Below are 22,497 nucleotides of genomic sequence, written 5' to 3'. Positions count from 1 at the left end.
TCACGCGACGGCAACTAGTTGCCGGTTGTTGCCGCCACCGGTGCTGGACCAGTCGAGCCACGGACGACCAGCTGCGTCTGGAAGCTCAGCGACACCGGCGCGGCCTGCCGGCCGACCAGCGCGGCATGCAGGACATCGACTGCGGACCGTCCGACCGTGCCGGTGGGCCCGCTGATCGTGGTCAACCCGGGGGTGACCATGTCGCAGCTGGCTACGTCGTCGCAACCGATCAGGCTCACCTGGGCGGGCACTCGGACTCCGTACCGCTGGAGCTGCTGCAGGGCGCCCAGGGCGATGAGGTCGTTGTAAGCGACCGCCGCGCCGATCCCGGCGCGAACGAGCGCGTCGGCGGCCTCGTACCCGCCCGACGGGTCAGGCACGAAAGGACCGAGCAGTCGTGCCGTAAGGCCGAGTGCGGCTGCTTCGTCGCGTACCGCCGACCACCGCGTGACGTTCGCCCAGGAGTTGCGCGGACCGTACAGGTAGGCAAGCATCCGGTGCCCGTGGGCGGCCAAATGCCGCACCGCTTCCCGCATCCCCGTCGTCGTGTCCGCGACAACGCTGGGCAGACCTTCGACCTGCCGGTTGACGACCACCAACGGCCGGTGCCGCGCCAACGTACGGATCACCTCGTCGCTCAGCCGGGAGGTGGCAAGGATGCCGCCTCGTGAGGTGGCCAGCAGCTGTCGGAGGTTCGCGGCTTCGATTCTGGGCGACTCGTCGCTGTCGGTGAGCACCAGTGTGTAGTTGCGCTCACGAGCCCGAGCTTCCGCTGATTTGATCAACGAGGTGTAGTACGGGTTCGCGATGTCCGACACCACGAGGGTCAAGGTTCGCGACCGACCGGCCGCCTCGGCCCGTGCCAACGGGCGCGGGGTGTAACCGACCTGCACAGCCGCGGCCTGCACCCGCGAGCGCATCCCGGCGCTGACTCGACTCGGGTTGCTGAACGTCCGCGAGACCGTCGACGCGGCCACGCCGCACGCCCGTGCGACGTCGTAGATCGTCGGCTGGTCCTCAGACATGACTCCTCCTGACGAGCTGGCGGTCCTTCGTCTGCGGAGGCAGGCCGAGTGGGCGGATTGTGCTCGGGACGAACTGGGGGCGGATCAGTGCGGGTGGCGCGGGAATACGCGACGTCCGATCTCCACCTGGTACCCGAGCCGGGTTCGTTCCAGATGGGCATACGCTGCCCGGCCGGCCGCCTCGGTGTCACCGTTGCGGATCGCATCGAGGATGGCAGCGTGTTCGTCGCGAGCGTTCATCAATGATCCGCCACTGAAGCCGCCGAATGCGATGACGACGACACGATGCTGCAGGGACTGCGCGGACGCGATGGACTCGGCGAGGAGTTGATTGTGCGAGGCGGCCGCCACAGCGTGATGGAAGGCTTCGTCCGCTTCTGTCGCTGCCGCGAAATCACCGCTCTCGGCAGCTGCGCTGTAGTCGGCGAGCGCGTTGCCGATGGCAACCAACTCCGCGGGGGTCGCCCGGTCCGCGGCGAGCTCGGCAGCTGCCCGCTCCTGAATGCTACGGAACTCGAACAACATCATCACGTGGTCGATGTTCGTCGGGATGAACGCGTTTATGACCTGCTCGCTGAAGTCAGTCGAGTCAGCGACGTAGATCCCGCGGCCTCGCTGGATGGTGATCCGGCCGGTGGCCGCCAGTGTCTTGAGTGCGTCTCGAGTGATGGACCGGCTGATCCCGAGCAGCTCCGCGAACTGTGCCTCGGTGGGCAGACGGTCACCCGGCCCGAACCCGCGCTCGTCGATGTATTGCATGATCTGCTCGGCGGCCCTCGAGTACCCCGGCCGGTACACGAGCCCCGCCTCGGCCACGGGTCCGACGGTTTCAGTCATCAACTACCTCTCAGTCGTCCATCACATATAAGCATGGTTCATGTGCAGGGTCCAACCCGCCTGCCGGGCCGCCGACCTCTTCCTGGTCGCGCTCGTCGCCGGCAAGACCGCGCAGCCGGATCAGACGCGGGTCAACGCCGACGGTTCACCCGCAAGGCCGCTCAATGAACCAGCCTCTTCGAGGCATGCAGCACTATAGCGGGTGAGTCGATCAGCTTCATCCAGGACCGTGAGCGGGCCACCGCCAAAGCTCGACACTGCTGGACATGATCCGATACTCTCCGGCCCACGCTCCGCTGATTCGGCTTCGAGGCGCCGCCTGCAACCCTGGCGCGACTGCTTCGCCGCCCGCAAGAAGCCGGTTCATCTCATGCGTCCGTGCACGACGAGGTGCAGGGTGCCGTCAGCGTCCGTACGACAATGGGAGCCAACGATGCAGCCGGTGCAGCCCGATGAGGCCAGACCAGCAGGCAGTATCAGCGAAGCGCTGCCGATCATCGATACGCACATCCACCTCTGGGATCAATCGCGCATCGAATATCCGTGGCTCGCGCGGTGGCCGCAGCTGGGTACGCAGGTAGCCGCGCACGACCTCGTGGCTGCCGCGCCGGCGTTGGCCGGCGCGGTGTTCATCGAGGCGTCCCCGAAGCCGGCAGACGTCGGCACGGAACTCGCCTGGCTGGCTGAGCAGGCAACCCGATGCCCGTTTCCAGTGCGGATCGTCGTCCAGGCGGATCCGTCATGTCCGACCTGGTGGACATCTGTCGCCGACGGCGCGCAGCTGGTGCGGGGTGTCCGGCAGGTGATGCACATGGCGCCGGAGGGATCGGTGTCCGACCTGGCATTCGTCGAGAGTGCCCGCGCGGCCGGTGAGGCCGGTTTGAGCGTCGACCTGACCGTCCGCTACGAGCAACTCGACGAGGTCGCCTACCTGTGCCGCGCCGTGCCGGCGACGACGTTCGTGCTGGACCACCTCGGTAAGCCGGCACCCCATGACGACCGTTTCGACACGTGGGCCCGCACCATCGAAAACGTCTCCGCGAGCCCGAACGTCGTGTGCAAACTGTCCTCCATCGCTGTGCATCCCGGCAATCCGCCATTCCGACCCGATGTTGCCGGGCGGCACCTGTCCCACGCGCTACAGGCGTTTGGCGCCGACCGATGTGTATACGGAACGGACTGGCCCGTCGTGACGCAGGCGACCTCGTATCAGGTCTGGCTCGAGCTGGTGTTGTCAGCCCTCGCGCCGGCCAGCACCCACGAACGTGCGGCCGTCCTCGCCGGCAACGCCCGACGCGTGTACGGCTTCGATCAGCAGTAGTTCACGTCTCTTCGAGTAATAGACGCGGTCAGTGGTCCGGCTCATCGCCCGACTCCCTCACGTGAGATTCTGCGGTCGCGTCACGGGGTGCCACGACTCGGTGCCCAAGGCCACCTCGCTGACGGCGTCGACCCTCTGGCGACCGAGACGGACGTATAGGGCGGCAGTGGACGAGCAGAGTGCGTCGGGCAACGTGTCCCCCGAGCCGGGACCGATCGGGGTTAGGCTACGCCCCGTGGCAACCCTGGGAGACGTTGCAGCCCGCGCGGGTGTTTCGATCTCAGCGGTTTCGCGGGTGTTTCCAACGCGCCGTCGGCCAGAGTCAGCGAGGCCACGCGACAGCGAATCCTCGATGCTGCGCGCCAGCTCCACTACCGCTCCAACTTCGTCGGCCGTGCGCTGAAGTCGGCACGAACTCAGGTGATCGGCGCCAGCACTGACCCCGCCCCTGGAACTGATCGTTCGAGAGTCGACCGCCTCGAGGTCGTCACCGACGACCGGCTCGACGAGGGCTGGCGCCCGGTGCCCTTCGAGGGCTCCTGGTTCCCCGACGCGTTCAGCGGCTCGATGAGCATCGTGCAGCGCTACCTCGAGGGCTCGATCCCCTCGTTCCCGATGTCCGTCGAGGACGTCTTCCGGACTATGGCGGTCGTCGAGGCCGCCTACGGGTCCGCGTCGTCCGGCGGCACGCCCCCACCGTACGATGCCTGACCCCGCACCTCTGGCCAACCTGCGACGGAAGGAACACCGATGAGACCCGCCCGCCTCGGGCTCCCAGGAGCCGAGATCCCGACCGTGTTCGTCGAGCGCACCGACCACGACCTGCGCCCGCTCCGGGACGGCGCCCATCTCGACGCCGGGTTCTTCGCCGGCGACGTCGTCGAGCTGGAGATTGCCGGCCTCGGCCGGTCGCGGCAGACGGTCAAGCAGGCGATCCGATGAGCGGCGAGTACGCCGGCCTGGTTGCCGCCGTCACCGGCGGCGGTGATGGCATCGGCCGGGCGATCGCCGAGGAGCTCGTCGCCCGGGGTGCCCGGGTCGCCGCGCTCGACCTCGACCCGTCCAGGGTCGCCGCCCCCGTGCTGGGCGTCACCTGCGATGTGACCGATCGGGCATCGGTGGATGCGGCGGTCGCGACGGTCGTTGAACGCCTCGGCGGACTTGACGTCCTCGTCAACAACGCCGGCATCAGCGCCGTCGGAACCGTCGAGGAGCTCAGCGACGAGGACTGGCATCGGGTGCTCGACGTGAACGTCGTCGGCATGGCCCGCGCCTCGGCGGCGGCGATGCCGCACCTGCGCCGGTCCGCGCACGCGGCGATCGTGAACCTCTGCTCGATCGGCGCCCTCAATGGGCTGCCGCAGCGAGTGCTCTACAACGCCTCGAAGGGCGCGGTGCTCTCGCTGACCTACGCGATGGCGACCGACCACGTGGCCGAGGGGATCCGCGTCAACTGTGTCTCGCCGGGTACCGTGCACACCGGCTTCGTGGACCGGATGCTGGCGAGGTTCCCGGACCCGGTGAAGGAGAAGGCGGCCCTCGACGCGCGCCAGGCCACTGGCCGAATGGTGACGCCCCAGGAGGTCGCCGACGCGGTCGCCTACCTCGCCAGCCCCCGCTCGGGCTCCACGACGGGCACAGCTCTCGAGGTCGACGGCGGCGTCACCCACCTGCGGCCCCGCGTCGTCCAGCAGACGCAGGAGGTGTGACCATCCTCGACTTCAGCCGGTTCCTGGCGGGCCTGGTGGCTGCGCTGCGGCTCGCCGATCTCGGCGCCCGCGAGGACGCCGCCGACGTGGCCCCGGCCTAGGCGTCCGTGACCGCCGACCGCGCCGCCACGGTCGTGCCCGCCGCCGCGCCGGTCATCAACGCGGTCAGGATCAGCTCAACCTCAGATACAAAGGTCACCTTCCGTCACAGGACGCGCCGATTGTGTCACCACCCGGCACGGACTCCCACCGACAAACGGCCAGCAACCCGGACCGGTCGGGGATGTGCGAATCGGCGATCCCTCGACCAGGCATGCGTGCTTCACGGTCCGGGCGCGTCATGGATGCGGGATGCGGCCTGATCGAGTTCGCCGACCAGCGCGGCGGCGCTGTCGATGGCCGCGTCGAAAGTGTCCGGTCTCAGGGATCATGTCGTTTGATCAACGTCTGACCTGGGGCATGACAAGTTGGTTGAGATGCGGAAGGCGTGTCCTGTCCCGCCCGCGAAGTGGGCAGGACAGGACGACCGGGCATGCCTCGGGCGGCGACGCCGAGTTCCGTGCGGGTGCGGTGGATGAGCTCACGGACGGCCGGCTCGCGCCGCCAGGGGCGAGGGCCCCGTTGAACTTGGCGACGTAGTCGACCTCGAATCCCCCCGCGCGGCCATGGATGCGCTCGACGACTCGGCCTTGGCGGCGATCGGCCTGGTGGTCGAACGACCACCGGCGCCGCCCTCCCCACGAAGCCATCCGCCGGTGCCGATGAGCGCCTTGACCTCCAGCGCCAGGGCGGTCATCAAGAAGGCCGTGAGCGCGACCACCCCTGATGGCAGGTCAACGTCGGCGAGGATGAGCCGCCCGGCCGGGTGCATTGCCGTCTCCCAGCTGTGGTCGGCCTCGATGCGGGCAACTTCGGCGTCGTAGGCCACGGCATCGAACAGCATCGTGCGCTGCTCGCCCACCCAACGAACGCCGCGCCGGTCACCCAGTTCCCAGCGGACGACGTCGCCCTCACGGCGGACACGCGCTTCGATCGCGCAGCATTCCGGGCCGCAGCTCGGGCAGCAGGCAATCGTCGCGGTCGTGAAGTCGTCGGTCGCCACAAAGCGGTTCACCGGCACCAAGGCATCCCACAGGTCTAGGCCGTCGTCGCCGTCAGCATGGCTGACGTCAACGCCGTCGATACGCACGATCACGCGCACATGCTCGGCAGACGGCGCATGCAATGCCCGCTCAATCGACAACGACAGCAACGACAGCACGACCGCATGCTACCGCTGTTGGCGCATGTGCTGCCGTGAATGTCGCTACGGAACGTAACGAACTGCCCGCGGCAGTCCACTCCCCGACATGCCGATGACAGTGCACGTGATCTGGTCGCGTTCGGCCGCCGGTCCGAGGCGAGACAGGCGGCACGCCCCACTCACGTTCAGTCGTCGACCATCGGTCGGCCGATCGTCGCTATGGTGCGATGCTGCGCAGAACGCAGAACTCGTTGCCTTCCGGGTCGGCCAGCACCACCCAGCTCTGCTCACCTTGACCGAGGTCGACTCGCCTGGCGCCGAGACGGATCACCCGCTCAACCTCGTCGTCCTGGCTCACGTCGATCGGAATCACATCAAGATGGAGCCGGTTCTTCTTCGTCACCTTGCCCTCAGGGACCTTGATGAACATGACAGTCGAGGGCATCGGCTCCCGACGTACCGCTTCCACGGTCGGCTCCCATGAGGCGATCTCGACCTGGTCGCCCTTGTCCTCGATGACCCGGTAGTCGAGGACGGCCGCCCAGAACTCTGCCAGCCGATGCGGGTCCTGGCAGTCAACCGCCACTTGCAGCAGCCTGCTCGTCATGCAGCCCCTCCTGATCAACACTGCCGACAGTGCACAGCGACCTGTCGGTCTTCGAACTCGAAGCCGCGGCGGCGCCCGATTCGCGCGATCGTAGCCGCAATCCAGAGCGAGTTCGACCCGTGCCCGCCTGCGATCTTGGCTTCCGCACATGCCGCGAGTCGAGCGCTATCCAACGCCACAATCCTGCGCCACCACAAATGGCCGCGAGTGGAGCACCCGCCGCCTCGATCCCTAACGGTATGAGCCGACGTCGCCCGGCATGCCGAGGACGCCGGGCTGTCGCACGTCGTCCTCGGTGAGCCCGTGCGGGTCGATACTCCAGGCGCCGGCCACCTGCATCACGTGCTCTTCGTCGCCGGCCAGGCGGAACCAAGTGTCGTACTCGTCGTCGCTCCAGGAGTCCAGCGGCACGACGCCGATACCGAGCTCACGTTCGATCGCGGTGGGCTCGCCGACGTTGAGGACCACGCCGTCGTCACCCGTGTAGGCGTATCCACGCTCCAGCGTGCCGCCGCGCGCCAACGCCCACGCGACATAGTCGACCGCGCGATGCGAACCGAAGAACTGCACCTCGCCCAAGCGAGCGCTCACCGCGCTCAGCCACTCGGGGAACCCGTCCATCGAACCGTCCACGCCGTGCCCGGGCAGGTGCTGGACTCCGTGAGCAAGCGTCCAGTCATCGCACACGGACACCACATACACACCACGCCGGTACGCCTCGCCGGTTCCATCGGCCCAACCCGCCGGCCGCCGATCGACGAGCCCGAGCTCGTCCGCCACAGCCGCTACCGAACCACGCCGTACCGCCAGCCATGACGTCTTGAAGCCGAATCCGGCCATCGCTCACTCCCGCGCCCGCATACCAGCGCGGCCACAACCCGGCACCTCTGCCAGACCGCGCGCCTGGACACATGATCGCATCCGATCCGGCAGCCAATCGACCTCGAACGGCGGATCGAATCGCCACAAGATCACGTGCGCTGTCATGCCGCTGGTCGAGTGCGTCGGAGCGGTCACCTGCCAGCGAACCAAGGAGACACCCCATCGCCGACCTTCAGCCATACGATGAACCGGCAGCTCGCTCGAGGGCGGTGCGGATCGGTCGACGTCGCTCAAGTACCACCGCGTAGCCGTCCTCCCACAGGCCCGGCAACGCCGAGTTGGCGCCGTCGATCCGGTCCAACGCCCGCAATGCCAGCGACGGCAGGCCGTCCGGCACGTCGACGGTGCCGCCCGCACGGACGAAGTCAGGCGCGTACGGGGAGTCAAGACGGGGGCCGCCGGGCAGTTGCGCGGCGACGACCGCCGCCGCCGCGATCGCCTCGACCGCGAAGTCGTCGTCCAGGTAGGCGCCGGCGTCGTGGCCGACCACGACGGTCAACGCGTCACGAATCATTGCCACCCGTTCGCCCGCCGGAGCGTCGTGCAACTCGCGGCACCAGTCGGCGGCGGTGTCGTTGTCCAGCGGACCGACATCCCAAGTACCCACGCCCTCGATCATCGCCGACCCGATGGTCGAGCCTGTCATCAGCCCTACCGTGCAACACGATCCGGGCAGGGTGGCTTGGACCGCCTCGATCAGGTGCGCGGACATGCCGCCGATGGCACGCGTCAGTCGAGCTGGGCGTGGTCGGGTCAGCGCATGTGGATCATGCGAGGTTCAGCGACGGCATGTCTCCGTGGGTACCATCCAGTCCATCCGGTAGCCCAGCCACAGGACCATCATGGAAATCCTCTCTGCACTTGAAGGCCGCGGCGAGGCGTCGCCGTTGTGACCGGCGTTGCTGTGCGGATATCGCCCTGGCTGCGGTGGTCGCTGGTCGCCGTGACGGCCTTGACGGTCGTCGCCGCGTTGGTACTGGCGCTCGTCAATCGGTCACTGGCCGGGCCACGTAAGCCGGTCGAGGCGCTCTTCGTCGCGCCGGCCGATGTGCAGCTGCTGGTGGGCGAACAGTGGCGGGCCGGTGCCTCGCTGAGCGACGGTGGTCTCACGGTTCGACGGTGGCAGAACCTCAGGACTCGGTCCAACTACGAGCAGTCGGTGACGGCGCATACGTCGGGTTTCGGTGCGCTGTACGACTACAGCGCCGCGGATCCCCGCATCAACGACCTTGAGGACTTCGGCAGCGAAGGGGTGCAGGACGCATCCCTGGACGTGACGTTGAAGGCGGATCAGGCCCGGATCTACTGTCGCCAGCTGATCCCTCCAGCCCGGGCCTCGGGGCCGTGCTCCGGCTGGGTCTACTGGTCGCGGTACGGGCGCTACACCATCGAGGTCGCCTACCGGGAGCCCGAGCTCGACGCCCGTCGCTTCCAGCAGATCATCCAGCAGGTCGACGCGAAGATCGCGACGACGCTGAGCCGCTGAAGCTACTGTCCATCGCGGGGGTGCAGCACTATCGGCAGGCCGTCGGCCGAGGCCGGCAGGGAGGTGAAGCGGGGCAGCCATGCGCGGGCCGCCATGACGAGGACCAGAACGCGATTGCGTTACCGCTCATGCCGCGTGGCGGCCCGCGCGATGATCGTCACTTTTCGTGATCGCACGCGAGGCGGCGTACCGCGACGTCGGCTCCCGCTCGTACCGAATTGAGGGCGCCGGGTCATGCAAGACCATCGCTACCATCGCTTTCGTGCCGGATGGCCGTGGTGATGCCGTCGGGCCGATGAGGCGCGGTGTGGACGAACGCCTACAGGGAGGTGCGGTTGTCGTTGCGCAAGCGCGGATCGTGGCCGTAGCCCGCTCAGACTCGGCGGGGCCACCGTTCGGTGGCTGCGCGGGCGTCCTGGGTGTCCGGATGGGTTGGACCTACCACGGCCAGCGCGTCGGCCAGGAGCTCGGCGGCGAGTTCGCCGGCGTGGCCGGCATCGCCCGCGGCCCCGACCGCGTCGACGAGCGTGACCCGGAGCGGCAGGGTCCAGGCGTGGGCCAGGCCGGCGGTTTTGACGGCCGCAGCGACTGCGCGTTGCGCCGCGTCACGGGCGGCGGCGGGTTCGTCAGTGTCCAGCCGGCAGTCGGCCAGGTTCCAGTAGCAATCGGCGAGCAGACCCCACGGTGTCGGATCGATGGTCTCGCCCTCGGCGGCGAGTTGCTCGAACGCGGCCGCGCCGGCCGCCGCGCCGTGCACACGTCGCGTCCAGATAGCGACCTCGAACCGCGCCGACAGCAGGTCACGATCATGCGGTCCGACCTGGGTGCGCAGACGGGCCGTGGCGTCGGTCGCCAGCGCCAGCGCCGCGTCGGGGTCGCCGAGCGCGCCGACCTGCCGGGCCAGCAGCTGCCGTGCGCGTAGCAGACCGACGTGCTCGGCACCGAGGGACGCCTCGGCGTCGCGGATCGCCGCGCGCAGGACCTGCTGTGCGCGGGCCGGCTGGCCCCGGCCGCCGATCTTTTCGCCGAGGTGCCAGGCCAGCACCCACTGCATCGATAGCAGGTCCTGCGGGCTAATCGCGGCATCTTGCCGCGCGGCCGCGACGACCGCTTCGAGGCCCGCGACCGCGTCGTCGTCACGCCCGGCTTCGCCGAGGGCGTGCGCGATGCCGGCCGCGGCCAGGTAGGCCTTGGCGCTCAGTGCGCGGTCGAACGCCGGGCCGGCCACCTCGGGCAGTCCAGCGATCGACGCCTGCCATACCACATCAACCAAGTCATCAGGCTCGGCGTGGTCCAGCACTGCCAGCCACGTGAACTCGGGCACGGCCGTTGTGCCCGGGTCGTTCTCGGCCGCGTCGACAAGGTAGTCGAAGGCTAAGTAGCCGCCGCCGGCCGCCGGTTCGAGCAGGCTGCTCGCGCCGTAGAGCGGCTGGGTTGCCCACTGCACCGCCTGCTGCCACGGTCCGGGCCGCAGTGCCGCGCCGCCGCGATCCTGCAGGTACCGCTCATGCAACTCCTGCAGCCGGCCGAGTGGGAAGGGCCGGTGATAACCGGTGCGCCGCACGTCGATCGCCGCGGTGACCAAGGCGGCGGCGCGGGTGTGCGGGCCGACCGCCCAGGCGTCGCGCAACGCCTCCAGCAGGCGTGGACCCGCAGCCAATTGCTCGGCCACGCCGTGCCGATCGGCACCGTCCAAGGCCTGGGAGATCCGCGGATCGTAGCGGACCCGGGCCGCCCGGGCCAGCTCGTCGTCGCTCCATTCCCGGTCCAGGCGGATCTCGTCGGTGACCGCGGCAAGCACGTCACGTCCGGTCCGGGCGGCGAGCCGCTCCCCGGCCAGGCGATCCAGGTCGTAGCGCTGGCTGAGCGCCTCACGCTCGTGCGCGCGGATCGTGGCCAGAACGACCACATCCCCGGCCGGGCCCAGCAGTTCGGCCAGCGTGGCCGCGGTCAACCCACCGGGACCCAGATACCGCTCCAGATCGTCCAGCCACAGCACGCTCGGTCGCTCCCGCCACACGGCGGTGAGCGCCGCGGCCAGCCCGTCCGGACCGGCCGGATCGACGCACCGCCAGTGGGGCAGCGCCTGACGCAACGCCTCCAGCGCCAGCCGGGTCTTACCCGCGGTCGAATCACCGCTGATCAGCACGAACCCGCCGACCCTAAGCGCGGCTACCACTTGGGGCATGCGGTCGCGCGGCACGAACGGCGGCACGCGGTCCCGGGTGCCCTCGAGCCGCTCCGCCGGGTGCACACCCAGCCGGATGGGATCGGCGATCCGATCCACCCTGGTGATGAACGGCCCGGGCGGTGTCGGTCCGGCCGCGGTGCCGCCAGCCGGGCCCGGCCACGTTCGGCGACCACCGCGGCGAGTGCGCCACCGACCGCGACGATCACCGCGGCGCCGAGACCGGTGTACCGATGACTGGCGGCAGTGAGCAGCGCCGCCACCACAGCGGCCGCGCTGAACAGCCACCACCCGCGAACCCGCACCCACCAGCCGCGCACCGCCCGCCGCACCTCGACGAACCTCATATCCAGCAGTATCTCTCCCTCGACGGCCCCCGTCGCGCCCTCGCCCCGACACCAACGAGCCCGCCCGCGTCGACGATCTCGACAGCTGTGAGGCCGGAGCAGTGCTCGGCCGGGCTATAGCTATAGAGCCTGTTTCGGAACCCTTTGGGCGGTGTGTGTTATGGGAGTTGGGCTCGGCGGCGACCGGGTTCGAGTTTGGATGCATCGTAGCGGCGATCGGTGCGCTGGCCGATGACGGACGTCCAGCCGGAGCGATGCCGACCCCGGCTACGGGAAATCGTCACGGTGTACGACCAGAGCGGCTTCTCGAACTGCTTCACCACATCCATGGGGAGGCGATGCGTCGACGCCGGCGGGGCCGCAACGGTGAGACGTTCGACTGCCCGGGACGCCTGCTCGGCTGTAGGCGGGAGAATTCTGGTCGCCGACCATGTCGTCGGGTTGGGCCATGTGCGGCTGCCATGTCGAGGGCCCCGGCGCGTAGCACCGGGGCCCAAGGGTTGTGGGTCAAACACCATCTACCGACAGGTTCGTCGGTTTGTCGTGTCCACACCGCGCGCCACAGACAGCGCCGGGTGTGAGGATCGCATAAGCGTGACCGGAGACCACCTCTCGTTCGATGGAAACCTGCGGTGTCCGCCCGGCTGAACTACGGCCGGTACGGGCGATCCAACGGTGTACGGCCCTCCCTTTCCTCTGCTTCTCTGTCGTGTTCCTTGTGCTGCTTCGTGCCGAATCCGCAGGTGCAGCGGGGTCCACGCAACTTCACGACCCCACCCGCGGGTGGAACTGTCCCACAGGCGATGCCACCAACATGATCTCTGGCTCACCTACTGCGGCCCCAGGTTTCCGGGCCTCCAGCTCCTACTGCCATGCCGAGCGGGCCTGTGGTACTGCTGGCCCTGCCCCCTCGCCCAGCGGATGGGGCGGTTCGTCAGCGTCTTTTGTGCTCTCTGTTCATGACCCGAGAAACGTTAGCTGACCGCAGTGAGCATGTCTAGTTCCTCCAGCATATATTTTCTATCTGGTTCGCTCCAGCTCGGGGCGACTTGCTGCTGCCTGGCGCGGTGCGCCGCCCCCACCCCGACATGCCGCCGCGGCGCCATACGAAGGACGCCAAGGAGCTGTAGGTGTGTTGGCTGACTGCGTGCTTGTAGTAGTTGGCCGATCCGCGCATGATCTGGTTGAGCCGGATCAGCACGTCCCTGGGGCGCTGCGCGACCACCTGTCGGTGAGGGCACGGACTTTTCCTTCAACGACCGGACCGGCCAGTCGGCGATGAAGGTGGAGACGTACCACTTGCTCGTGCCTCGCTTGCGGCGCCACTGGATGCGGAACCCCAGGAAGTCGAGCGGATCGCTCATGTGCACGATCAGGGTCTTGGGCGGCGACAGCCGCAGTCCCGGCAGAGCGAGCACGATCGCGATCTCTTCGTGCGAGGCTTGACGTCGTCGCGGGTGCCGTGCCCGAGGATGACGAAGTCGTCGGCGTAGCGGACGATCCGCCAGTTCGGCAGGCCCTTGGCGCGACGCCTGGCGCGTCGGCCGCGACGACCCCTCTTCTCCGACGACGCCGCCACCGCCATCCACCGATCCAGCCGCGGCTATCCCGCGCCGTCAACAACCTCGCCGTCCAAGCACTCATCGCCGCGTTCGCCGACGGCAAAGCCATCGTCGACGACTCCTCCACCCACGCCGCGATCAGCGAAGTCATGACCGGATAGCCCAATCCGGCACCACGAGCACCGCCATGTCACCACGATGACCAACGCCCCGCCCAGCACCCGCTGGCGGGGCGTTGCCCTGCCCATCCGTCTTCACCACGAACGACGGCTACGTCCTCATCGAATGCCGGGCAACAGCCGTTGATCGGCACGAATCGTGCTCGGCTCGATACATCTGGGGTTGCGCAGCGGCCTGCCGTTGTGCGCCGCGTCGAGTTGCGGGTGGCGGGCAGGTCGGTACCGTCGAACCCGCTCGCGGAAGGGATGGGAGTGGACGATGCCGCTGTCGGTCGAGTTGGGCACACCATCGGCGGGCCGGGTCCCGATCATCCTCAGCGGGGAGTTGGACCAGAGCAATGCCGGCCTGCTGCGCGACGCGGTCCGTGCGGCATTGCACCTGCGGCCGGCAGTTGTGTGTGTGGATTTCGCTCTGGTCACGTTCATGGACTCATCGGGTCTCGCATCGATCGTGGCCGCGAAGCGCTGGTGCAACGACGCCGGCTGCGGTCTGAGTCTCGATGCGTTGAGCCACAGCATGCTCCGACGGTTCCACATGAGCGGCTTGACTGAGCTGCTCGGTCTGCCGGCACCACCGCCGTGACGACGCCTGCCCAGTTGTGCAGATTTCGTTGCCCTCGCCGGCGAGACTCGCCTGCGGATTGGGCGCGACCTGCACGACTCGGCGGGACTTCCGGATGGGGACGCTGATCGGGTCGTGACCTCGCACGAAGGGTCGGCGCGGTGCCGGGAGTCGCCATGAGGCGTTGCGGATGTCGTTGGCGATGTACGCGTCAGTTCGGTGAGCCTCTCGAGGGTCTCCGGGTTGCTCGCCCGGTACCTCGGGTGGAAGGTATCGGCGCCGTCGCTCGGTAAGAAGATCAGGTTGGCTCCGGATTGCCGCGAGCCCGATGTCGCACATGACTCGATCGCGCCGTGGTGCGCCTTCCGAACCGCTCCCTCGATGGTCCGAAGTTGCCGATGGTCGCCGAGAAAATCTGTGCCCAAGGCGCTAGACATTCGGGACGTGTTTGGCTAACATTTGCGGGAGTTGACAACAGAGATCGCACAGACGCGGACGATCAGACCGAGCATGAAGCAGGGCCCGGATGTGTTCGTGGCTCGCTCGGCACAGCGGTGAAATACGTGTCACCGTTGCAGTGAACATGGCAGGTGCAAGGCAAGACCCTGACGTAAGTCCAGGTCAGGGCGCATCGGGCGGACTGAGATTGGTTGCGGTTCCGCCCGGAAGAACGTCCGCGGCACGGAAATGCGAAGCAGAGGAAAGGGAGGGCCGAACACCATTGGATCGCTCCCCATCAGCTCGTCATCTAGGCGCTGGGGTGGACACCGCGGTTTCCATCGAACGAGAGGTGGTCTCCGGTCACGCGTACGCGATCCTCGCACCCGACGCCGTCACTGACGGTGGGTGTGGATTCGAGAACCCGACGCTCCTGTCGGTAGATGGTGTTTTGACCCGTAACCCTTGGGCCCCGGCGCGCAAGCGCCGGGGCCCTCGTCACGGAGGTGTGCATGGCCCAATCCGATGACATGTTCGGCGACGAGGACTACCCCGCCTACACGATGGGCCGCGCCGCGGAAATCGTCGGCGCATCGCCGGACTTCCTACGCCGCCTCGATGAGGCGAAGCTGTTCACCCCGTTCCGCTCGTCCGGCGGGCACCGCCGCTACTCCCGCTACCAGTTGCGCCTCGCCGCACGGGCCCGGGACATGGTCGACCAGGGGACCGCTCTGGAAGCCGCCTGCCGGATCATCATCCTCGAAGACCAACTCGAGGAAGCCCTGCGCCACAACGAACACCCTCAGCGGCGTACAGACGCCGCCTGAACCGAAGCCCCTCGCGGTCCCTTCGCCGCCAGGAGAGGGGACCGTCCGCCGTACCCGTGGCCGGCTCGTCCACGCGGTTCCTGGACATTGGCATCCGCCGGTGAGTACCCAATTTGCCGGGCCGCGCACGGGCTGTCTTCCAGCCTGGTACCTGCCCCGCCACGGTGACGCTGCCGAGGTCATCGGGTCACCCTGCCCGGCTAGGCGATCGGGCACGGCTGCCGGGCGATTGCCACCCGGCTCCTCCCGCCGCCACCGCGCGCGGCTGGCTGCGCCGAGACCGTCCGGGCGGAAGGAGGCCGTGCTACGGCCGACGTTTCTGGCGCTGCAGTCCTGATTCGAGTCGTCGGATGCGCTGCCGAACATCATCCGGCGCCTGGGCGCATCGTCCAGGTCACCCTGATATGCGGCGGCGCTCGTCGGATGCGGCGACCTCTTCGGTGCTGCTGACGGTCCAGCGTTCGGTGCGGCTGTCGTAGAGGATGATGCTGCCGTCGTACAGGACGATCCGGTCGCGGTAGTCGTCGGGGTCCGCGGCGGTGGTGGCGTCTTGGTCGAACTCGGCGAGTGCGGGGATGACGTCGGCGAGCAGGATCGGCATCGTCATGGCGGGCTCGTCGAAGGCGCGGTTGAGCGTGTCGGCGATCTCGTGGGCGGTGGCGGTCATGGTGAGGCCCTTCGTCATGTGCGTGTGGGGGCAGATCGCCGTGTCGGCGTTCGGCGCCGGATCGCGGTCGCGGCCCGCTTCCGATGCGTATTGTCCGTCACGCCGTGGACCCCGCTTCATCGGCCCGTGAAGAGCCGGGGCGACCCGGACGAACGCGACCGCTGGCGCGCCAGCACCAGCACGCCACGGGACAAGGCATGCGCCGGTGGAGTCTGCTATTTACGTTAAGCGGGCACGTGGCCGCACGGGCCCAACGACGTGGAGGGGCGAACGATGGCCGGCACAACCAAGTCAGGTAACTGCGCTGACGTCCGGCGCCGTTCGTATGGATGCGTGTGATGGCCGGACTGGCGGAGGTGTCACTGACCACCCGCCAGGGTCGTGGCTGCACCGTCGTGCAGGTGGACGGTGCGCTGGATCTGGCGTCCGCGCCCGGCGCTGCGCGCGTACCTGCAGCAGGCCATGGACGAGGGCGCCAGCGTGATCGTGCTGAACCTTGCCGGTGTGGGGTTCATCGACTCCAGCGGGTTGGGCGCGGTCTTGTCGGGATACAAGGAGCTGCGGCAGCGGACGGGCCGGTTGTGTCTGGCGGCGGTGCAGCCGATTGTGCGCCGGGTGTTCGAGTTGACGTCGGTGGACCGGCTGGTGACCATCTATGACAGCGTCGAGGCGGCCGAGGCGGATCCGGGCGTCGGCAGGGAGCGTTGACAGGCGGTCCAGCGAGCTGATCAGTCGGCTGTTTCGTCGGTGAGGGGTGCGCTGGCTCGGGCCGGTTCGGCGCCGGCGGTGCTGTGTCGGAGCTGCCCGTGCCCGCCGTACCAGTCGATGATCATGATGGTGGCGTCGTCGGCGAGTGTCGGGCCGGCTACCTGCAGGACCGCGTCGCCCAGGGCGCGGGTCGCCTCTCGCGGGTGCAGATCGGTGAGCCGGCGGAGCTCGGCGGCCAGGTCCAGGGCGGCTGCCTGCCGTTCGCGCATTCCGTCGGCGAGGACGACGAGTCGATCTCCGGGCAGCAGTGTCACCTCGCCGGCGTGGTACGTCGCGTCCGGCAGCATGCCCAGGGGGAAGTTGTGGGGCAGCCGCAGCGGCTGCACGTCGCCGTCCCGGACGAGCAGCGGCGGCAGGTGTCCGGCGTTGAGGAACTGGCACACGCCGGTGGGCAGGTCTATCCGGCCGAGGATCGCGGTCGGGAAGGTGCTGGTGACGGCGGCGTGTTCGACCACGGCAGTGTTGGCGGTGCTGGCCTGTTCGGTCAGGCTGTGTCCGCGGTGGCGGCTGTTGCGGAGGCTGCCGACTCCCGGCGTCGCGGTCAACGCGCTGGCGACGCCGTGACCCATCGCGTCGGTGATGCTGAAGTGCAGCCGGCCGGCTGGTGTCCCGACGGGCCGCGGCTCAGCGAGCGGAGTGTTCGTCGCGGGCCGGTGCACCCACCTGGTGCAGGTACTGCAGGGCCTGCCGGTACGAGGTGATGAGGCTGGTCTGTTCGTAGGCGACGCCGATGTCGGCGCAGTACGCCTGGACGATCGGCTGGGCCCTGCGCAGGTTGGGGGCCGGCATGCCGGGGAACAGGTGGTGCTCGATCTGGTAGTTCAGGCCACCCAGCGCGGCGTCGGTGAGCCATCCGCCGCGGACGTTGCGGGAGGTCAGCACCTGCTTGCGGAGGTAGTCCTCGCCTCCGGTCGGGTGGGGCATGCCCTTGTGGTTGGGCGCGAACGTCATGCCGAGGTAGACGCCGAACAGCGCCTGGTGGACCAGCAGGAAGGCGACGGCCTGCAGGGGCGACAGGACGACCAGCAGCGCCGACAGATAGCCGACGGCGTGCAGGATCAGCAGCGTGGTTTCCAAGCGGGGGCGCTTGACCGTGCCGTTGCGCAGGGCCTTGATGCTGGACACCTTCAGGTCGATGGCGAGCAGGGTGAGCAGCGGGAAGAACAGCACGGCCTGGTGCCGGGTGATGAAGCCTTTCAGCCCACGCCGCCCCAGAGCTGACCGCTCGGCCCAGATGAGCACCTCGGGTGCGACGTCGGGGTCGAGGTCGTCGTGGTTGGGGTTGTTGTGGTGTCTGGTGTGCTTGTCCATCCACCAGCCGTAGCTCATCCCGATGCCAAGGTTCCCGGCGATGCGTCCGGCGACTTCGCTGGGGTGTTTGGTGCGGAACACCTGGCGGTGCGCCAGGTCGTGCGCCACGAGGGCGACCTGGGTGAACGCGATGGAAAGGAACGCTGCCGTCACCAGTTGCCACCAGGACGAGCCGATGAGGAAGAACGCGGTCCAGCCGCCGAGCAGCATGAGCGCGACGACGCTGATCCGGGCGAGGTAGTAGGCCGGTCGGCGCTGCATCAGCCCGTCGTCGTTGACCCGCCGGGCCAGGACGGCGAAGTCGCTGCCGGTGGTTGTCGGCGACTGCGTCGACGCGGTCGTCGGTGTCACGGTGGTCGTCATACTGCTATCAAACCGTTCGCGGTGCGGAACGTCAGGAGCGCTATCGCCTGCGGTGTGGTGGTGCTGGCACCACCATTGAACGGCGCGCCGCAGGGCACTATGTGACCTGTGGACGTCGTTTGGGTCGGTGTACGGATGGGCCGCTGGGCCCGGAGTGGTGTGCGCGGTGTCCTGCGCGGCATGGCCGCGATCGGTCTCGCGTTCACCAACATCGGGCTGCTGGCCGGGTCGGTCGTCGTGTTCGTCCTCACTCCGGTGCCGTTCCTCGGTCTGGCGCTGGTGCCGTGGATGATGACGCTGGTCCGGATGCGCACCGACCTGGAGCGCAGGCGCGCTTCCCGGGCCGGTGTGCTCGTGATACGGCCGTATCATCCGCCGCCGGAGCGTGCGCCCGCCGGCGGCTGGGCGCGCTTCCGATGGGTGGTGACCGACCCGGCGACCTGGCGCGACCTTGCCTGGCTCGGCCCGGGTGCCGTCGTCGGGTTCGCGCTCGGGACGATCGGCGTGCTGGTGCCGCTGTACGGGCTGGCGGGTCTGACGCTCGCACCAGTGTGGATCTGGCTCGGCACCGGCTGGTACGGCTACGGTGCCGTCTGGTTCATCGACACCCTGCCCGCCGGACTGCTCTGCCTCCCGCAAGGCGCCATCATCCTCGCCGGGGGGCTGTGGGTGGCACCGTGGCTACGCCGCGTCGATGGCTACTTCGCCCGGCTCTTCCTCGCACCGACCGGAACCGCCCGGCTCCGCCTACGCGTCACGGAGCTGACGCTCACCCGCGCCGACACGGTCGACGCCCAAGCGGCCGAGCTACGCCGCATCGAACGCGACCTGCACGACGGCGTCCAGGCCCGCCTCGTCTCGCTGAGCATCATCATCGGCCTTGCCGACACCCTCATCGACCGCAAGCCGGCCGAGGCCCACAAGCTGCTCGCCGAAGCGAGGGAGTCCAGCGGCGCGGCGCTGGTAGAACTGCGCCACCTCGTCCGGGGCATTCACCCACCGGTGCTCGCCGAACGCGGACTCGGCGGCGCGGTCCGAGCGCTGGCGCTCAGCCTGCGGGTCCCGATCACCGTCGACGTCGATCTGCCGGGGCGGGCCGAAGCGCCCGTGGAGTCGGCGGCGTACTTCGCCGTCGCCGAGGCGCTGACCAACATGATCCGGCACAGCCGCGCCCGCACCGGATCGGTGTCCATCCGGCACCTGGACGGCGCGCTGAGCATCGTGGTCACCGACGGCGGCGCCGGCGGCGCGGACCCCGCCGCCGGGACCGGGCTGCGCGGCATCGAACGACGCCTCGCCGCATTCGATGGCACGATCGTGCTGTCGAGCCCGCCCGGGGGACCGACCGTCATCACCATGGAGGTGCCGTGCGTGTTGTCATCGCTGAGGACCATGCCCTCCTCCGGGACGGGCTGACCCGGCTGCTGCAGGCCTTCGACTTCGACGTCGTCGCGACGGTCGACAACGGCCCTGACCTGCTGCCCGCCCTGATCAGGTATCGGCCGCAGGTCGCCGTCATCGACGTCCGCCTCCCGCCGACCTTCACCGACGAAGGTCTCCAGGCGGCCATCGCGGCCCGTAACCAGCTGCCCGGCCTGCCGGTCCTCATGCTCTCCCAGCACGTTGAGCCCCTGTACGCCCGCGAACTGCTCAGCACCCCGCACGGCGGGGTCGGCTACCTGCTCAAGGACCGGGTGTCCAACGTCGAGGAGTTCGTCGACGCCATCCGGCGGGTGGCCGGCGGCGGTACCGCCATGGACCCCGAGGTGATCTCGCAGCTCCTCGCCCGCCGGGAGCCCCTGGCGGTGCTCACCTCCCGGGAACGTGAGGTGCTCGGCGAGATGGCAGAAGGTCGATCCAACGCCGCGATCGCGGCCAAGCTGCGTATCACCGAGAAGGCGGTGAGCAAGCACATCAACAACATTCTCACCAAGCTGGACATGCCGCCCTCCGACGACGACAACCGCCGCGTCCTCGCCGTCCTGGCATACCTCAACGCCTGAACGCGATCGTGTCACGCTCCGGCGGTAACCGAACGGGCATCGAGGTCGGTGAGACAGAGCCGGCGATCCGCCGGTGGTGGCCAACCACTCGGCCCAGGCCTGGCGCGCGGCGGCCCGCGACGGGTAACTGCCACAGCCGGCGCGTTCCGGGCGGCCGAACGGGTTCGTGGCGGAGCGGTGGAAGCACCAACTGCCGCGCTCACCCCGCTGAACGGCACGCCGCGCGACGGCGTCTGCACGGGCGGCGCAGGGGTGTGGTACAACGCGCCGGGCGGCTTCTACAGGGTTCATGTCGTCACCACCGACAAGGCCGGGAACCGCCTCGACCGAACCATGCCGGACCCGGTCTTGGTCGCCGCCAAGGTCGGCGACTACACCGCGGCGGAGGTGTCGGACGCCAAGGTCGAGCCGGCGCAGATCGCGGCCGGTGCCACCACGACCGTGACGGCACATATCACCGACGACAACCCCATACAGCTGGCGCCCGAGGCGACGGCCTGGGTGGCCTGGCGCAGTCCGGGCGGCGAAGCCGGCGCGAGGTACGAAGCCGCCTCGTTGCGACCGGCGACACCTACCGTGCCGCCATCACTGTTCCCGCATATGCCCCCAACGGCGAGTACCAGGTGTACGTGCGGACCGTGGACATCGGCGGCAACACCAGGTGCAGCTGCTCAATCAGCGGCTGACGGTGCGGGGAGGCCGCGACGCCACGGAGTTCCCCGACGTCATGGTGGTCGACGCGCAGGGCACCGCGGAGGTGTCGAAGCTTGGGGCGGACGTACGGGTCGCGGCGTCAGCGGGGTCGCTGGCCGGTGTCCGGGAGTTCGTCGTGTCGGCGGCGCACACCAACGCCGACGACAGCACCGCACGCTACGAGGCGGCGTTCGCTACGACCTCGCCCGCCGCGTACACGGCGAAGATCGCGATCCCGGCGGCGCCGCGCGGCGCTTACCGCATGGATTTGCGCATCGTCGACAACGCCGGCATCGTCATCGACTTCGCACTGGGGGAGCGCCTGTCGGTGGTGTCCGCACCGCCACGGCCGCAGGTGCCGCCGCTGCTCCTCCCCGAGGACCTGACTGTCGAGGCCGTCGGCGCTGACGGCACCCGGATCGCCTTACCGGACGTGGGCTGTCGAGGGCTGCGCCGGGATCGGCCGGCACATCGCCCAACGCCTCGTCGCCGACGGTGAAACGGTGCTGGACGTGCCGCCGAAGCTGTCATCGCGGGTGCGGGTGTTCGACACCGGCCAGGGCCGCAAGACCGACCCGGTCGACGCGCACAGCGTGGCCGTGGCCGGCCTGCGCAGCCCCGGCCTGCGCCAGGTCCGGCTCGACGACGCCACCGTCGCGCTGCGGCTGCTGGTCGACCGCCGCGACGAACTCGGCCACGCCCGCACCGAGACGGTCAGCCGCATCCACCAGTTACTACTCGAGATCGTGCCGGGCGGGGCGAAGAAGTTCCTCACCCGCGGCCAGGCCAGCTACCTGCTGCGCACCGCACCGCAACCGGTCGGCATCGTGGCCGAGACCCGCCACCGGCTGGCCCGCGAGCTCATCGACGAACTCACCACCATCGACGACAAGATCCGAGCTGCCGACAAACAACTACGTGACCTGGTCGCCGCAGCCGGCAGCACCCTGACCGGACTCAACGGCATCGGCCCGTCCGGCGCAGCCCGCCTCCTCGGCGACATCGGCGACATCGACCGATTCCGCACCCCAGGACACTTCGCGTCATGGAACGGCACCGCCCCGATCGACGCCTCCTCCGGCGACCAGAAACGCCACCGGCTGTCCAGAGCTGGCAACCGGCGCATCAACCGAGTCCTGCACATCATGGCCATCGTCCAGCTCCGCCACGACACCCCCGGCCGGGCCTACTACCGGCGCCGCCTCGCCGAAGGCAAGACCACCATGGAAGCCATCCGCGCCCTCAAACGCCACCTGTCCGACGTCGTCTACAAACGCATGCTCCACGACAACCAACAGGCCCGGACGAGCGAGGCGGCGGGTCCAGCAGGACAACCGGGAACGACTCTGCAATCCAGCGCGACCGGCCCAATCCCGACAGCCGGCTCTTCGGACAAGTCACACGCTGAACCCGCCTCCGATCAGCCTAGAACATTCCCCACTCCAACCCCTTGACCTAGAGGGGCGCCATGTCCGGAAA

The 22,497-nt window shown here is 68.9% G+C and carries 24 protein-coding genes and 1 pseudogene; 13 read left to right on the top strand and 12 right to left on the bottom strand.

The features are described from left to right. Positions 1–14: 14 nt before the first annotated feature. The 3 genes and pseudogenes from ACPPVO_RS54260 to ACPPVO_RS54250 form a co-directional block, all read right to left on the bottom strand. Positions 15–821: a LacI family DNA-binding transcriptional regulator gene (locus ACPPVO_RS54260; RefSeq protein WP_426514869.1), complete on the bottom strand. Its 807-nt coding sequence runs from the start codon at positions 819–821 to the stop codon at positions 15–17. A 111-nt stretch (positions 822–932) separates the two neighbouring features. Then, a pseudogene (locus ACPPVO_RS54255) lies at positions 933–1,025 on the bottom strand (LacI family DNA-binding transcriptional regulator); the annotation flags it as partial. Positions 1,026–1,109: 84 nt separating this feature from the next. Then, entirely contained in the window at positions 1,110–1,862 is a 753-nt protein-coding gene (locus ACPPVO_RS54250; RefSeq protein ID WP_426507359.1) for a FadR/GntR family transcriptional regulator, read from the bottom strand. A gap of 433 nt (positions 1,863–2,295) precedes the next feature. Here ACPPVO_RS54250 and ACPPVO_RS54245 point away from each other — a divergent pair, with 433 nt between their 5' ends. The 4 genes from ACPPVO_RS54245 to ACPPVO_RS54230 all read left to right on the top strand — a co-directional run bounded on the left by ACPPVO_RS54245 (position 2,296) and on the right by ACPPVO_RS54230 (position 4,892). After that, positions 2,296–3,183 (top strand): amidohydrolase family protein, encoded by an 888-nt coding sequence (locus ACPPVO_RS54245; protein ID WP_426507358.1) that lies wholly within the window; start codon positions 2,296–2,298, stop codon positions 3,181–3,183. Positions 3,184–3,603: 420 nt separating this feature from the next. Next, a complete protein-coding gene (locus tag ACPPVO_RS54240; protein WP_426507356.1) occupies positions 3,604–3,894 on the top strand; it encodes a hypothetical protein in 291 nt (96 codons plus the stop codon). Positions 3,895–3,933: 39 nt separating this feature from the next. Then, on the top strand, positions 3,934–4,125 hold the full coding sequence (locus ACPPVO_RS54235; RefSeq protein ID WP_426507354.1) for a hypothetical protein: 192 nt from the start codon (positions 3,934–3,936) through the stop codon (positions 4,123–4,125). Then, positions 4,122–4,892: an SDR family NAD(P)-dependent oxidoreductase gene (locus tag ACPPVO_RS54230; RefSeq protein WP_426507352.1), complete on the top strand. Its 771-nt coding sequence runs from the start codon at positions 4,122–4,124 to the stop codon at positions 4,890–4,892. Before ACPPVO_RS54235 ends, ACPPVO_RS54230 begins: the two co-directional genes overlap by 4 nt. A 580-nt stretch (positions 4,893–5,472) precedes the next feature. Here the strand turns inward: ACPPVO_RS54230 and ACPPVO_RS54225 are convergent. The 4 genes from ACPPVO_RS54225 to ACPPVO_RS54210 all read right to left on the bottom strand — a co-directional run bounded on the left by ACPPVO_RS54225 (position 5,473) and on the right by ACPPVO_RS54210 (position 8,336). Then, complete coding sequence (locus tag ACPPVO_RS54225; protein WP_426507350.1) at positions 5,473–6,153, bottom strand: hypothetical protein; 681 nt, start codon at positions 6,151–6,153, stop codon at positions 5,473–5,475. Between the two features lie 199 nt (positions 6,154–6,352). Further along, positions 6,353–6,742, bottom strand: a complete 390-nt coding sequence (locus ACPPVO_RS54220) for a VOC family protein (protein ID WP_426502975.1) — start codon at positions 6,740–6,742, stop codon at positions 6,353–6,355. A gap of 231 nt (positions 6,743–6,973) precedes the next feature. After that, positions 6,974–7,582: a DUF6928 family protein gene (locus ACPPVO_RS54215; RefSeq protein ID WP_426507349.1), complete on the bottom strand. Its 609-nt coding sequence runs from the start codon at positions 7,580–7,582 to the stop codon at positions 6,974–6,976. A 214-nt stretch (positions 7,583–7,796) separates the two neighbouring features. Next, positions 7,797–8,336 (bottom strand): DUF4259 domain-containing protein, encoded by a 540-nt coding sequence (locus tag ACPPVO_RS54210; RefSeq protein ID WP_426507348.1) that lies wholly within the window; start codon positions 8,334–8,336, stop codon positions 7,797–7,799. 177 nt (positions 8,337–8,513) lie between these two features. Between ACPPVO_RS54210 and ACPPVO_RS54205 the strand changes: the two genes are divergently transcribed. Further along, positions 8,514–9,110 (top strand): hypothetical protein, encoded by a 597-nt coding sequence (locus tag ACPPVO_RS54205; protein WP_426507347.1) that lies wholly within the window; start codon positions 8,514–8,516, stop codon positions 9,108–9,110. A gap of 373 nt (positions 9,111–9,483) precedes the next feature. Here the strand turns inward: ACPPVO_RS54205 and ACPPVO_RS54200 are convergent, their stop codons facing one another. Both ACPPVO_RS54200 and ACPPVO_RS54195 read right to left on the bottom strand, forming a co-directional pair. Then, positions 9,484–11,397 (bottom strand): hypothetical protein, encoded by a 1,914-nt coding sequence (locus tag ACPPVO_RS54200; protein ID WP_426507346.1) that lies wholly within the window; start codon positions 11,395–11,397, stop codon positions 9,484–9,486. Between the two features lie 1,222 nt (positions 11,398–12,619). Next, complete coding sequence (locus ACPPVO_RS54195; RefSeq protein ID WP_426507344.1) at positions 12,620–13,063, bottom strand: hypothetical protein; 444 nt, start codon at positions 13,061–13,063, stop codon at positions 12,620–12,622. Positions 13,064–13,107: 44 nt separating this feature from the next. Here ACPPVO_RS54195 and ACPPVO_RS54190 point away from each other — a divergent pair, with 44 nt between their 5' ends. The 3 genes from ACPPVO_RS54190 (at position 13,108) to ACPPVO_RS54180 (ending at position 15,213) form a co-directional block, all read left to right on the top strand. Further along, complete coding sequence (locus tag ACPPVO_RS54190) at positions 13,108–13,368, top strand: hypothetical protein (RefSeq protein ID WP_426507342.1); 261 nt, start codon at positions 13,108–13,110, stop codon at positions 13,366–13,368. 277 nt (positions 13,369–13,645) lie between these two features. Further along, positions 13,646–13,969 carry an STAS domain-containing protein gene (locus ACPPVO_RS54185; RefSeq protein WP_426507340.1) on the top strand — a complete coding sequence of 108 codons (324 nt, stop codon included), beginning with the start codon at positions 13,646–13,648 and terminating at the stop codon, positions 13,967–13,969. A gap of 929 nt (positions 13,970–14,898) precedes the next feature. Next, positions 14,899–15,213 (top strand): MerR family transcriptional regulator, encoded by a 315-nt coding sequence (locus ACPPVO_RS54180; protein WP_426507338.1) that lies wholly within the window; start codon positions 14,899–14,901, stop codon positions 15,211–15,213. Between the two features lie 394 nt (positions 15,214–15,607). Here the strand turns inward: ACPPVO_RS54180 and ACPPVO_RS54175 are convergent, their stop codons facing one another. Next, positions 15,608–15,880 carry a hypothetical protein gene (locus tag ACPPVO_RS54175; RefSeq protein ID WP_426507337.1) on the bottom strand — a complete coding sequence of 91 codons (273 nt, stop codon included), beginning with the start codon at positions 15,878–15,880 and terminating at the stop codon, positions 15,608–15,610. A gap of 408 nt (positions 15,881–16,288) precedes the next feature. Here ACPPVO_RS54175 and ACPPVO_RS54170 point away from each other — a divergent pair, with 408 nt between their 5' ends. Next, the gene (locus ACPPVO_RS54170; protein WP_426507336.1) at positions 16,289–16,588 is read left to right on the top strand and encodes an STAS domain-containing protein; all 300 of its coding nucleotides are present in this window, start codon (positions 16,289–16,291) and stop codon (positions 16,586–16,588) included. A gap of 20 nt (positions 16,589–16,608) precedes the next feature. On the opposite strand, the gene ACPPVO_RS54165 is transcribed toward ACPPVO_RS54170, so the two are convergent. Further along, positions 16,609–17,217, bottom strand: a complete 609-nt coding sequence (locus tag ACPPVO_RS54165; protein ID WP_426507334.1) for a PP2C family protein-serine/threonine phosphatase — start codon at positions 17,215–17,217, stop codon at positions 16,609–16,611. A 55-nt stretch (positions 17,218–17,272) separates the two neighbouring features. After that, a complete protein-coding gene (locus ACPPVO_RS54160; RefSeq protein WP_426507333.1) occupies positions 17,273–18,322 on the bottom strand; it encodes a fatty acid desaturase family protein in 1,050 nt (349 codons plus the stop codon). A gap of 108 nt (positions 18,323–18,430) precedes the next feature. Here ACPPVO_RS54160 and ACPPVO_RS54155 point away from each other — a divergent pair, with 108 nt between their 5' ends. The 4 genes from ACPPVO_RS54155 (at position 18,431) to ACPPVO_RS54140 (ending at position 22,472) form a co-directional block, all read left to right on the top strand. Continuing rightward, complete coding sequence (locus tag ACPPVO_RS54155; RefSeq protein WP_426507331.1) at positions 18,431–19,738, top strand: sensor histidine kinase; 1,308 nt, start codon at positions 18,431–18,433, stop codon at positions 19,736–19,738. Continuing rightward, on the top strand, positions 19,690–20,325 hold the full coding sequence (locus ACPPVO_RS54150; protein ID WP_426507330.1) for a LuxR C-terminal-related transcriptional regulator: 636 nt from the start codon (positions 19,690–19,692) through the stop codon (positions 20,323–20,325). Before ACPPVO_RS54155 ends, ACPPVO_RS54150 begins: the two co-directional genes overlap by 49 nt. Positions 20,326–20,986: 661 nt before the next feature. Next, entirely contained in the window at positions 20,987–21,517 is a 531-nt protein-coding gene (locus ACPPVO_RS54145) for a hypothetical protein (RefSeq protein ID WP_426507329.1), read from the top strand. Next, positions 21,405–22,472: an IS110 family transposase gene (locus ACPPVO_RS54140; RefSeq protein WP_426514868.1), complete on the top strand. Its 1,068-nt coding sequence runs from the start codon at positions 21,405–21,407 to the stop codon at positions 22,470–22,472. The genes ACPPVO_RS54145 and ACPPVO_RS54140 overlap by 113 nt, the downstream gene beginning before the upstream one ends. Positions 22,473–22,497 lie beyond the last annotated feature (25 nt).

This window comes from Dactylosporangium sp. McL0621 (assembly GCF_049995355.1).
In the GTDB taxonomy this organism is placed as follows: domain Bacteria; phylum Actinomycetota; class Actinomycetes; order Mycobacteriales; family Micromonosporaceae; genus Dactylosporangium.
The sequence above is the reverse complement of the archived record's forward strand: the minus strand, read 5'-3'. Positions and strand labels throughout refer to the sequence as shown.